The 11074-nt window shown below is 72.9% G+C and carries 12 protein-coding genes; 4 read left to right on the forward strand and 8 right to left on the reverse strand.

The features are described 5' to 3' along the window. Nucleotides 1-123: 123 nt before the first annotated feature. Nucleotides 124-1413, forward strand: coding sequence for a thymidine phosphorylase (locus VGD85_RS21880; protein WP_331065548.1), 1290 nt, complete (start codon nucleotides 124-126; stop codon nucleotides 1411-1413). A 17-nt stretch (nucleotides 1414-1430) separates the two neighbouring features. Here the strand turns inward: VGD85_RS21880 and VGD85_RS21885 are convergent, their stop codons facing one another. Further along, nucleotides 1431-1883 (reverse strand): MaoC family dehydratase, encoded by a 453-nt coding sequence (locus tag VGD85_RS21885; RefSeq protein ID WP_331065549.1) that lies wholly within the window; start codon nucleotides 1881-1883, stop codon nucleotides 1431-1433. Nucleotides 1884-1948: 65 nt separating this feature from the next. On the opposite strand from VGD85_RS21885, the gene VGD85_RS21890 reads away from it, so the two are divergent. Then, nucleotides 1949-3058 (forward strand): adenosine deaminase, encoded by a 1110-nt coding sequence (locus VGD85_RS21890; RefSeq protein ID WP_331065550.1) that lies wholly within the window; start codon nucleotides 1949-1951, stop codon nucleotides 3056-3058. A 39-nt stretch (nucleotides 3059-3097) separates the two neighbouring features. On the opposite strand, the gene VGD85_RS21895 is transcribed toward VGD85_RS21890, so the two are convergent. The 5 genes from VGD85_RS21895 to deoC are packed head-to-tail and all read right to left on the reverse strand — an operon-like array spanning nucleotide 3098 to nucleotide 7534. Continuing rightward, nucleotides 3098-3646: a hypothetical protein gene (locus VGD85_RS21895; RefSeq protein WP_331065551.1), complete on the reverse strand. Its 549-nt coding sequence runs from the start codon at nucleotides 3644-3646 to the stop codon at nucleotides 3098-3100. Then, a complete protein-coding gene (locus VGD85_RS21900) occupies nucleotides 3643-4254 on the reverse strand; it encodes an ATP-binding protein (protein WP_331065552.1) in 612 nt (203 codons plus the stop codon). Before VGD85_RS21900 ends, VGD85_RS21895 begins: the two co-directional genes overlap by 4 nt. Before the next feature lie 7 nt (nucleotides 4255-4261). Beyond that, the gene (locus VGD85_RS21905) at nucleotides 4262-5143 is read right to left on the reverse strand and encodes an aldehyde dehydrogenase family protein (protein ID WP_331065553.1); all 882 of its coding nucleotides are present in this window, start codon (nucleotides 5141-5143) and stop codon (nucleotides 4262-4264) included. Beyond that, complete coding sequence (locus VGD85_RS21910; RefSeq protein WP_331065554.1) at nucleotides 5140-6573, reverse strand: aldehyde dehydrogenase family protein; 1434 nt, start codon at nucleotides 6571-6573, stop codon at nucleotides 5140-5142. Before VGD85_RS21910 ends, VGD85_RS21905 begins: the two co-directional genes overlap by 4 nt. A 4-nt stretch (nucleotides 6574-6577) precedes the next feature. Continuing rightward, the gene (deoC, locus tag VGD85_RS21915) at nucleotides 6578-7534 is read right to left on the reverse strand and encodes a deoxyribose-phosphate aldolase (RefSeq protein WP_331065559.1); all 957 of its coding nucleotides are present in this window, start codon (nucleotides 7532-7534) and stop codon (nucleotides 6578-6580) included. Nucleotides 7535-7604: 70 nt separating this feature from the next. On the opposite strand from deoC, the gene VGD85_RS21920 reads away from it, so the two are divergent. After that, the gene (locus tag VGD85_RS21920) at nucleotides 7605-8183 is read left to right on the forward strand and encodes a hypothetical protein (protein WP_331065555.1); all 579 of its coding nucleotides are present in this window, start codon (nucleotides 7605-7607) and stop codon (nucleotides 8181-8183) included. Between the two features lie 16 nt (nucleotides 8184-8199). Here the strand turns inward: VGD85_RS21920 and VGD85_RS21925 are convergent, their stop codons facing one another. Then, on the reverse strand, nucleotides 8200-9879 hold the full coding sequence (locus tag VGD85_RS21925) for a phospho-sugar mutase (RefSeq protein ID WP_331065556.1): 1680 nt from the start codon (nucleotides 9877-9879) through the stop codon (nucleotides 8200-8202). Between the two features lie 17 nt (nucleotides 9880-9896). Between VGD85_RS21925 and VGD85_RS21930 the strand changes: the two genes are divergently transcribed. Continuing rightward, nucleotides 9897-10331, forward strand: coding sequence for an SRPBCC family protein (locus VGD85_RS21930; RefSeq protein ID WP_331065557.1), 435 nt, complete (start codon nucleotides 9897-9899; stop codon nucleotides 10329-10331). A 2-nt stretch (nucleotides 10332-10333) separates the two neighbouring features. Here VGD85_RS21930 and VGD85_RS21935 read toward each other — a convergent pair. Continuing rightward, a partial coding sequence (locus VGD85_RS21935; protein WP_331065558.1) for an aldo/keto reductase occupies nucleotides 10334-11074 on the reverse strand: 741 nt, incomplete at its 5' end.

Consider the following 11074-nt stretch of genomic DNA (forward strand, 5'->3'; position numbering starts at 1 on the left):
CGACCCGCCCCGTCGTGGGGGATCTGCCCGCCGACGCTGCCGACCGGACGTCTATGGTTCGAGGCAGATCTGAAAGGGGATAGGGGAGTCAGGCCGCATCCGGTGCCGCGCCCCTCACGTCGAATGTCACCACAGCACGACGCCGTCGAGGTGATCGCGGCCAAGCGGGACAAGCACGCGTTGAGCGACAGCCAGATCGACTGGGTGGTCGACGCCTACACCCGGGGAGCCGTCGCCGACGAACAGATGTCGGCACTGGCGATGGCCATCTTGCTCAACGGCATGGAGCGCCGCGAGATCTCCCGGTGGACCCAGGCGATGATCGACTCCGGCGAGCGGATGGACTTCTCCGCCCTGTCCCGGCCGACCGCCGACAAGCACTCCACCGGCGGCGTGGGGGACAAGATCACCCTGCCACTGGCGCCCCTGGTCGCCGCCTGCGGTGTCGCCGTGCCTCAGCTGTCGGGTCGAGGCCTCGGGCACACCGGCGGCACCCTCGACAAGCTCGAGTCGATCCCGGGCTGGCGCGCGCTGCTGAGCAACGAGGAGATGCTCGCGCAGCTGGAGTCGGTCGGTGCGGTGATCTGCGCCGCCGGGGACGGGCTGGCGCCGGCCGACAAGAAGCTCTACGCGCTGCGCGACGTCACCGGCACGGTCGAGGCGATCCCGCTGATCGCCTCCTCGATCATGTCCAAGAAGATCGCCGAGGGCACCGGGTCGCTGGTGCTCGACGTCAAGGTCGGCACCGGCGCGTTCATGAAGAACGTCGACGCCGCTCGCGAGCTGGCCACGACGATGGTCGCGCTCGGCACGGACGCCCGCGTGCACACGGTCGCGCTGCTCACCGACATGTCGACCCCGCTCGGACTGACCGCCGGCAACGCCATCGAGGTCGCCGAGTCGGTCGAGGTGCTCGCCGGAGGTGGCCCGGCCGACGTGGTCGAGCTCACGCTCGCCCTGGCCCGGGAGATGCTGGCCGGCGCGGGCCGGGGGGACCTCGACCCCGCGGAGAAGCTCGCCGACGGGTCGGCCATGGACGCCTGGAAGGCGATGATCCGGGCCCAGGGCGGTGACCCCGACGCCGACCTGCCCGTGGCCCGCGAGAGCCACGTGGTCGCCGCGCCCTCCTCCGGCGTACTCACCCGCCTGGACGCGATGGCCGTGGGCCTGGCCGCCTGGCGGCTCGGCGCCGGCCGGGCCCGCAAGGAGGACCCGGTGCAGGCCGGGGCCGGTGTGGTCTGGCACGCGCGCCCCGGCGACGCGGTCACCGAGGGCCAGCCGCTGTTCACGCTGCTCACCGACGACGAGGACCGGTTCGGGCGGGCCCTGGAGTCGCTCGAGGGCGGCTACGACATCGCGGCCGACGCCGCGGCGTACACCCCGGCTCCGCTGGTCATCGACCGGATCAGCTGATCACACTCCCTGCTGGGTCAGGGGAGCAGCAGGACGACGGTCTCGGCGACGCAGGCGGGCTTGGGCTCGCCCTCGATCTCCACGGTGTAGCGCAGGGTGAGCTGCTGGCCGGCGGGGATCTCCGCGGCCTCGGCGAGCGTGACGTGGGCACGGACCCGCTTGCCGACCCGGACCGGGTGGGGGAACCGGACCTTGTTGACGCCGTAGTTGAGCTTGGCGCCGGGCGTCTCGAGCGCGAACACCTGGCTGCCCAGGAACGGCACCAGCGACAGGGTGAGGTAGCCGTGGGCGATCGTGCCGCCGAACGGGCCGCTCGCCGCGCGCTCGACGTCGACATGGATCCACTGGTGGTCGCCGGTCGCCTCGGCGAACCGGTCCACGCGGTCCTGCTCGATCGTGAGCCACTCGGAGGTGCCGAGCTCCTCGCCGCTCGCGGCGGCGACCTCGTCCAGGGTCGTGAAGACGCGCATGCGGGGAACCTACCGGTCCGCCGCTCTCCGCGCGGAGCGGGCCCGCGAGGTGAAAGGATCGGGGCATGACCGCCACCCCGAACCCGACCCCGACCTTGGACCAGGTGCGGCGGGCGCCCAAGGCGCTGCTGCACGATCACCTCGACGGCGGGTTGCGGCCGCAGTCGATCATCGAGCTGGCGGCCGAGGTGGGCCACCAGCTGCCCGAGGTCGAGGGCGGGCTCACCGCCGAGTCCCTCGGCCGCTGGTTCCTCGAGTCGGCGGACTCGGGCTCGTTGGAGCGCTACCTCGAGACGTTCGACCACACGGTCGCGGTCATGCAGACGACCGCGGCGCTGACCCGGGTGGCCCGCGAGTGCGTCGAGGACCTGGTCGCCGACGGCGTGGTGTACGCCGAGATCCGCTACGCGCCCGAGCAGCACGTCGCCCAGGGCCTGACGCTCGACGAGGTCGTCGGCGCCGTGAAGGAGGGATTCGACCAGGGCATGGCGGCCGCCGGTGGCCGGATCGTCGTCCGCCAGCTGCTGACCGCGATGCGCCACAAGGCGCGCTCGATGGAGATCGCCCATCTCGCGGTCGCCTGGCGCGAGCGCGGCGTCGCCGGGTTCGACATCGCCGGCGCCGAGGCCGGGTTCCCTCCCACCCGGCACCTGGACGCGTTCGAGTACCTCCAGCGCGAGAACGCCCACTTCACCATCCACGCGGGCGAGGGCTTCGGGCTGCCGTCGATCTGGCAGGCCATCCAGTGGTGCGGCGCCGACCGGCTCGGCCACGGCGTGCGGATCATCGACGACATCACCATCGGCGAGGACGGCGTCGCGACCCTGGGCGGGCTCGCGGGCTACGTGCGTGACAAGCGGATCCCGCTCGAGATGTGCCCGTCCTCGAACGTGCAGACCGGAGCCGCCCCCTCGATCGCCGAGCACCCGATCGGGCTGCTCAAGGACCTGGCCTTCCGCGTCACCGTCAACACCGACAACCGGCTGATGAGCGGGACGTCGGTCAGCCACGAGATGTCCTCGCTGGTGGACGCGTTCGGCTACGGCCTGCGCGACCTGGAGTGGTTCACGATCAACGCCATGAAGTCGGCGTTCCTGCCCTTCGATGAGCGGCTCGCGATCATCAACGGCATCATCAAGCCGGAGTACGCCGCCCTGCGCGACGAGCACGCCTGAGCCTCGTGCATCACCGAGGCTGAGCCAGCCCGGGGCGGGTCAGCGCGGGAGGATCGCCCACCAGGCGTGGTCCCACCCGGCGAGCCCGAGCCGGGCGCTCGCGAACTCGGGGCGGGAGACGTCGACCAGGCGGCCGCGGGCGGGCTCGAAGAAGCGCAGCGCCCCGCCGTGCTCGCCGAGCGCCAGCACGACGTGGCGGGGCAGCCAGCGGCTCCCGACGTAGACCGGGACCGGCCGGCGCTGCGTGGTCGCCTCGATGACGGCGTCGTACCCCGCCGCCGGGGAGCTGCGGATCCAGCGGACCCGCCGGTCGCCGAGCTGGTGGGCGACCGCCCACGGCGGCGTACCGAGCGAGCGCGGCCACGGCATCTGGAGGTGCCCCCGGTCGACGGTCGACGTCACCCGGCGGTGCATCGCGAGCACCTCCTCGCGGAACCGGTCGGGGACCGACGGGGCGGCGCCGATGTACTCGCCGTACTCGTGGTCGAGGATCATCCGCGCGACGACGAGCACGGTCGCTCCGCAGGACACGCGGTCCGGCTGGACCAGGCGCTCCCGGAAGACCCGCTCCGGCCAGTCCTCGCTCACCGCAGCGCCCCCGTCCCGATCAGCGTGGCGATCGAGGCGTGGGCCTCGTCCGGGGTCACCGGCCGGCAGCCCCGCGCGACCGCGTGGGCGACGACCCGGCGTTGGGCGCGCATCAGCGCGAGGCCGCGCCGCACCAGCACCCGCGGTGGCTTGCGGTGCTCGCGCAGGTCGCGGGTCAGCCGGCGCCAGAACGTGACGGCCGGGTGCTGCCGCACGCAGTACGCCGCGGCCAGCTGGCCGGTCTCGAGGACGTGCGGGACGACCTCCTGGGCGAAGATCCCCTCCGCGACGAACAGCCCGGACCCGTGCAGGTCGAGGGTCTGCACGCCGCACCGGCCGTCCCGGGAGATGTCGTAGACCGGCACCTCGGCGCTGCCCTGGCGGCACAGCGTGTCCAGCGCGGCCAGGGCGTCCTCGAGCCACCACGACCGCGGATCGTCCCAGTCGACCAGTCCCGCGTTGGCGCCCTCGGTGATCCGCGGCAGCGTGGGGTCGTCGCCGTTCTTGTAGAAGTCGTCGAGACGCAGGACGGGCAGTCCGACCCGCTCGGCGAGGCGGGACTTGCCGGCGCCCGACGGGCCGGCAAGGACGATCACACGCGCGTGCACGGACGAGTCAGACCCCGATCGGGTGCCAGACGGTCTTCGTCTCGAGGAAGGCCGTCATCGGCTCCAGACCCGGGTCGAGCGACCAGTCCGGCTCGGCCGCCGGGGCCCGGCGTACCCGCTTGAGGTTGTCGGCGGCCGCGACCTCGAGGTCGGTCGCCAGCTCCGTGTCGCCGGCGATGCCGGTCAGGTCGATCGCGTTGACGTCCATGTGCGCCGCCAGCCAGGGGCCGACCGTCGCGGCGGAGCCCGTCAGGATGTTGACCACCCCGCCCGGCACGTCGGAGGTCGCGAGCACCTCGGCGAAGTTCACCGCGGGCAACGGCCGCTCGTAGGACGACACGACGACGACGGTGTTGCCGGTGACGATCACCGGCGCGACCACGCTCACCAGGCCGAGGAGCGAGGACTCCTGCGGCGCGAGCACGGCGACGACGCCGGTCGGCTCGGGCGTGGAGAGGTTGAAGTAGGGCCCGGCGACGGGGTTGGCGTTGCCGGCGACCTGGGTGATCTTGTCGGCCCAGCCGGCGTACCAGACCAGCCGGTCGATCGCCTCGTCGACGACCCCGCCGGCCTTGGCGGCGGTGAGGCCCTCGGACTGGACGACGGCCTGCACGAACTGCGGCCGGCGGTCCTCCATGACCTCCGCGATCCGGTACAGGATCTGCGCCCGGTTGTAGGCGGTGCGACCGGACCAGCCGCCGAAGGCCTTGCGCGCCGCGGCGACCGCGTCGCGGGCGTCCTTGCGGGAGGCGAGGGCGGCGTTGGCCACGAACTTCCCCTTGCTGTCGCGGACCTCGTAGGAGTAGGCGGACTCCGACCGGGGGAACGCGCCCCCGATGTAGAGCTTGTAGGTCTTGCGGACCTCGATCCGCGCGTTCGTCGGGCTCACTTGAGGTACGCCTCCAGACCGTGGCGGCCGCCCTCGCGACCGTAGCCCGACTCCTTGTAGCCACCGAACGGGCTGGTCGGGTCGAACTTGTTGAACGTGTTGGCCCACACCACGCCGGCGCGCAGCGAGTTCGCCATCTTCAAGATCAGCGAGCCCTTGTCGGTCCACACACCCGCGGACAGGCCGTACGGCGTGTTGTTGGCCTTCTCGAGCGCCTCGGCCGGCGTGCGGAACGTCAGCACCGAGAGCACCGGGCCGAAGATCTCCTCGCGGGCGATGCGGTGCGCCTGGGAGACGCCGGTGAACAGCGTCGGCGGGAACCAGAACCCCTTGGTGGGCAGGTCGCAGGCGACCTCCCAACGCTCGGCGCCCTCGGCGTCGCCGACCTCGGAGAGCTCGCGGATCCGCTTGAGCTGCTCGCCGGAGTTGATCGCGCCGATGTCGGTGTTCTTGTCCAGCGGGTCGCCCATGCGCAGCGTGGACATGCGCGCCTTGAGCCGCTCGAGGAGGTCGTCGGCGATGCTCTCCTGCACCAGCAGGCGCGAGCCCGCGCAGCAGACGTGCCCCTGGTTGAAGAAGATCCCGTCGACGATGCCCTCGACGGCCTGGTCGATCGGGGCGTCGTCGAAGACGATGTTCGCGGCCTTGCCGCCGAGCTCGAGCGTGACCCGCTTGCTGGTGCCGGCCACCGACCGGGCGATCGCCTTGCCGACCTCGGTGGATCCGGTGAACGCGACCTTGTCCACACCCGGGTGGCCCACCAGGGCCTGGCCGGTGCCGCCGGCGCCGGTGATGATGTTGACCACGCCCGGCGGGAGGTCGGCCTGCTGGCAGATCTCCGCGAACAGCAGCGCGGTCAGCGGGGTCGTCTCGGCCGGCTTGAGCACCACGGTGTTGCCGCAGGCCAGTGCCGGGGCGATCTTCCAGGCCAGCATGAGCAGCGGGAAGTTCCACGGGATCACCTGGGCGGCGACACCGAGCGGCTGCGGGTCGGTGCCCCGGCCGGCGTACTCGAGCTTGTCGGCCCAGCCGGCGTAGTAGAAGAAGTGCGCGGCGACCGTCGGCACGTCGACGTCGCGCGACTCCTTGATCGGCTTGCCGTTGTCGAGCGACTCGAGGACGGCGAGCTCGCGGCTGCGCTCCTGGATGATCCGGGCGATGCGGTAGAGGTACTTCGCGCGCTCGCGGCCGGGCATCCGCGACCAGACCCGGTCGTAGGCCTTGCGTGCGGCCTTGACCGCCGCGTCGACGTCGGCCTGGTCGGCCTCCGCGATCTCGGAGAGGACCTCCTCGGTCGCGGGGCTGATGGTCTTGAACGTGGCGCCGTGCCCGTCGACGAACTGGCCGTCGATGAACAGGCCGTACGACGGCGCGATGTCGACGACCGCGCGCGACTCGGGGGCCGGGGCGTACTCAAAGGGAGAGGGCATCGGATCAGTCCAGCGTGAAGTAGTCGGGACCGGAGTAGCGGCCGGTGGTCATCTTGGTGCGCTGCATGAGCAGGTCGTTGAGCAGCGTGGAGGCGCCGAAGCGGAACCAGTCGGGGTCGAGCCAGTCCTCGCCGACGACCTCGTTGACCATCACGAGGTACTTGATGGCGTCCTTGGCGGTGCGGATGCCGCCCGCGGGCTTGACCCCCACCATCTGGCCGGTGGTCTCGCGGAAGTCGCGGACCGCCTGCAGCATCACCAGCGTCACCGGCAGCGTCGCGGCGGGCTGGACCTTGCCGGTCGAGGTCTTGATGAAGTGCGCGCCCGCCATCATCGCCAGCCAGCTGGCGCGACGCACGTTGTCGTAGGTCTGCAGCTCGCCGGTCTCGAAGATCACCTTGAGGTGGGCGCTGCTGCCGTCGTCGCGCCGGCAGGCCTCGCGGACGGCGACGATCTCGTCGAACACCTGCTGGTAGCGCCCGGCGAGGAACGCCCCACGGTCGATGACCATGTCGATCTCGTCGGCGCCCGCCTCCACGGCGTCGCGGGTGTCGGCCAGCTTGATGTCCAGCGCGGCCCGGCCGCTGGGGAACGCCGTCGCGACCGCGGCCACGTGGACCTCGCTGTCGCCGAGGGTCTGCCTGGCGACCGCGACCATGTCGGGATAGACGCAGACCGCGGCGGTCCGGGGACAGGTCGGGTCGGCGGGGTCGGGCCGCATCGCCTTGGCGGCGAGCGCGCGCACCTTGCCGGGGGTGTCCTGGCCCTCGAGCGTGGTCAGGTCGACCATCCGGATCGCGAGGTCAAGGGCGTACGCCTTCGCGCTGGTCTTGATCGACCGGGTCGCCAGGCCCGCGGCGCGCGCCTCGGCGCCGACCTGGTCGACCCCGGGGAGTCCGTGCAGGAACCTCCGCAGGGAGGCCTCCGAGCGGGTGACGTCCTCGAACGCCGGGTCCACCATCGTGGGAGTGCTACTCACCGGCCCAGCATAGGGTTGTCGGCGCCGTCGACCACAACCGGGAGAGCACCCCATGACCCAGCCCAGCCCCGACCCCGCCGTCGAGCGCTTCCACGCGACCAACGGACGGTTCAGCGGGTACGTCGGGCTGGGCTGCGCCGTGCTCGTCCTGGCGCTCGCGATCAACTCCTGGCACGCCGAGTACGCGCCGGCGGCCGCCGTCGCCGCCGTGCTCGGCGCGCTGCTGGTGTGGGCGGCGCTCCTGCGTCCCGCGGTGTGGATCAGCGGCGACGACCTGGTGCTGCGCAGCATGTTCCACACCGACCACGTGCCGCTCGCGGCGATCACCCAGGTGGCCGTCGGCCAGGTCCTGGCGGTCGTCGCGAACGGGCGTCGCTACACCTCGCCGGTCATCGGCTACTCCGTGCGGCAGACGGTGAAGGCCCGGCGGGCCCGCGGCGACCAGCCGGTGCCGACGGCGTCGGACACCTACCAGGTGTTCGTCCAGGAGCGGATCGAGCACCTGGCCGCGGAGCGGCGCGAGCTGGGCGGCGGCGCCGCGGACCGAGCGGCCCGGCGTACCTTCGCCTGGCCGGAGATCGCCGCCGGCGCCGGGCTCGTCGTCGTGCTGGTGGTCGCGGTCCTCGTCTGAGACGCGCGGGACCTGACTAGATGCCCGCGGCCGCCTTGATCCCGTCGCGGAGCGCGTCGAGCCGGCCGGCCGCGGCGATCCGGGCGGCGTCCACGCCGCCCTCGTCGTCGACCGGCACCACGACCTCGAGGTAGCACTTCAGCTTCGGCTCGGTGCCGCTGGGGCGTACGACGACCCGGGCCCCGCCGGCCAGCCGGTAGCGCAGCCCCTCGGTCGGCGGCAGCTCAGCGCTGCCGGTGGACAGGTCGTCGGCCCGCTCGACCGCCAGGCCACCGAGCTCCGTGGGGGGAGTCGCCCGGAGCCGGGCCATCGCCGCCGCGATCTCGCCGAGGTCGGAGACCCGCACCGAGAGCTGGTCGGTCGCGTGCAGCCCGTGCTCGCGCGCGATGTCGTCGAGCACGTCGAGGAGCCCGCGGCCCTCGGCCTTGGCGGCCGAGGCGATCTCGCACAGCAGCAGGAGCGCGGACACGCCGTCCTTGTCCTTCACGTGCTCGGGGTCGACGCAGTAGCCGAGCGCCTCCTCGTAGCCGAACGCGAGACCCTCGACCCGGCCGATCCACTTGAACCCGGTGAGCGTCTCGGCGTACGGCTGGCCGGCGGCGGCCGCCATCTTGCCCAGCAGGCTGGAGGACACGATGCTCGTCGCGTAGGTGCCCTGCTTGCCGCGGCTGAGCAGGCCCTGCGCCAGCAGCGCGCCCACCTCGTCACCGCGCAGCATCCGCCAGCCGTGGGGAGTCGGGACCGCGGCGGCGCACCGGTCGGCGTCGGGGTCGTTGGCGACCACGAGGTCGGCACCGCGGGCCTGCGCCAGCGCCATCGCGAGGTCCATCGCCCCCGGCTCCTCGGGGTTGGGGAACGCGACGGTGGGGAAGTCGGCGTCGGGCTGCTCCTGCTGCTCGACCACCGCGGGCTCGGCGAAGCCGGCCGCCTCGAGCACGCGCTGGACGGTGGTGCCGCCCACGCCGTGCAGCGGCGTGTAGACGATCGAGAGGTCGCGCGGACCGTCCTGGGCCAGCCCCGCGATCGTGTCGAGGTAGCGGTCGACGATCTCCTCGTCGAGGACCGTGCCGCCGCCCCCGCGCGGCACGTCGGCGAGCGGGCCGACGGCGGCGATCCGGGCCGCGATGTCGGCGTCGGCCGGCGGCACGATCTGGCTGCCGTCGCCGAGGTAGACCTTGTAGCCGTTGTCCTGCGGCGGGTTGTGGCTCGCGGTGACCATGACGCCGGCCGCACAGCCGAGCTCGCGGATCGCGAACGCCAGCAGCGGCGTCGGCAGCGGCCGGGGCAGCAGGTACGCCGTGAGGCCGGCGCCGGTCATCACCTCGGCGGTGTCGCGCGCGAACACGTCGGAGTTGTGCCGCGCGTCGTAGCCGATGACGACCGAGCCGCGCTCCGCGCCGGTGTCGCGCAGCCGCTGCTCGATGAGGTACGCCGCCAGGCCCGCGGCCGCCCGGGTCACGACCACGCGGTTCATCCGGTTGGACCCGGCGCCCAGGGCGCCGCGCAGCCCGGCGGTGCCGAACTCCAGGGTGCCGTCGAACCGGTCGTGCAGGTCGCTCGCGTCGCCGCCCGCCTCGACGTCCGCGATCACCGCCTCCAGCTCGGCTCGGGTCTGGCTGTCGGGATCCTCGGCCGCCCAGGCGCGGGCGGTCTCGAGCAGGCTCCTCAGGTCGGCGGTCACATCGGCGGACGTCATGAGGGCACGATACGAGGGTGAGTCGGGTCTTCGCGTTCGGTGGTCGCTGGTTCCTGCCGGCGCCCCCGCCCACGGTCCACGAGGTGCTCCTCGATCTGGAGCACTACCCCGACTGGTGGCCGCAGGTCGTCGCGGTCGCGTCGCTCGGTCCGGACGACGCCCGGGTGCTCTGCCGCTCGGCGCTGCCCTACACGCTCGATCTCGTGCTGCACGCGGCCGACCGCTCGCCGGACCGCCTCGAGGTCGCCCTGTCGGGCGACCTCGAGGGGTCGGTCTGCTTCACGCTCGCGCCCTCCGGCGACGGCACCCGCCTCGGCCTGGAGCAGCACGTGTACGTGCCCGGGCTGCTCGGGGCGGCGGCGTACGTCGCCCGGCCGGTGCTGCGCTGGAACCACCACCGGATGATGGCCGGGTGCGTGGCCGGGCTCACGGCCCGCGCCGGGCGCCGTTGAGGTCAGCTGTCGATCGAGCTCAGATCGCCGTACCGGTCGCCCACGACGGCGCCGCGCGGCACCGCCTCGTCGAGCGCGGCCAGGTCGGCGTCGGTGAGGGTGACCGCCAGGGCGCCGACGTTCTCCTCGAGGTACTTCACGCGCTTGGTGCCGGGGATCGGGGCGACACCGAGCTCGTCGTCGCCCTGGGCGAGCACCCACGCGAGCGCGAGCTGGCCGGGCGTGCAGCCCTTGTCCTCGGCGATGGCGCGGACCCGGTCGACCAGCTGCAGGTTGGCGCGCAGCCCCTCGCCGTTGAGCCGGGGGAAGTACGCCGAGCGCCGCGAGTCGTTCTCGTCCAGGGACGACTCGGAGGTGATCGCGCCGGTCAGGATGCCGCGCCCGAGCGGGGAGTAGGGCACCAGGCCGATGCCCAGCTCGCGGAGGACCGGCAGGATCTCGTCCTCGAGGTCGCGGGTGAACAGCGAGTACTCCGTCTGGAGGGCGGTGATCGGGTGCACGCCGTGGGCCCTGCGGATCGTGGCGGCCGAGGCCTCGGAGAGCCCGAGGTGGCGCACCTTGCCGGCCGCGACGAGCTCGGCCATCGCGCCGACGGTCTCCTCGATCGGGACCGTCGGGTCGACGCGGTGCTGGTAGTAGAGGTCGATCCGGTCGGTGCCCAGCCGCTGCGGGCTGGCGTCGCAGCAGGCCCGCACGTACGCCGGCCGGCCGTCGATGCGCATCGACCCGTCGTCCTTGCGGCT

Origin of the sequence: Nocardioides sp., from assembly GCF_036401255.1 — a bacterium.
Lineage (GTDB): Bacteria > Actinomycetota > Actinomycetes > Propionibacteriales > Nocardioidaceae > Nocardioides.

What these genes read in the sequence shown, in the direction of transcription:
- VGD85_RS21890 (WP_331065550.1), top strand. Translation starts at nt 1,949, where the DNA reads ATGACCGCCACCCCGAACCCGACCCCGACCTTGGACCAGGTGCGGCGG.
- deoC (WP_331065559.1), bottom strand. Translation starts at nt 7,534, where the DNA reads ATGGTGGACCCGGCGTTCGAGGACGTCACCCGCTCGGAGGCCTCCCTG.
- VGD85_RS21925 (WP_331065556.1), bottom strand. Translation starts at nt 9,879, where the DNA reads ATGACGTCCGCCGATGTGACCGCCGACCTGAGGAGCCTGCTCGAGACC.
- VGD85_RS21920 (WP_331065555.1), top strand. Translation starts at nt 7,605, where the DNA reads ATGACCCAGCCCAGCCCCGACCCCGCCGTCGAGCGCTTCCACGCGACC.
- VGD85_RS21880 (WP_331065548.1), top strand. Translation starts at nt 124, where the DNA reads ATGTCACCACAGCACGACGCCGTCGAGGTGATCGCGGCCAAGCGGGAC.
- VGD85_RS21910 (WP_331065554.1), bottom strand. Translation starts at nt 6,573, where the DNA reads ATGCCCTCTCCCTTTGAGTACGCCCCGGCCCCCGAGTCGCGCGCGGTC.
- VGD85_RS21885 (WP_331065549.1), bottom strand. Translation starts at nt 1,883, where the DNA reads ATGCGCGTCTTCACGACCCTGGACGAGGTCGCCGCCGCGAGCGGCGAG.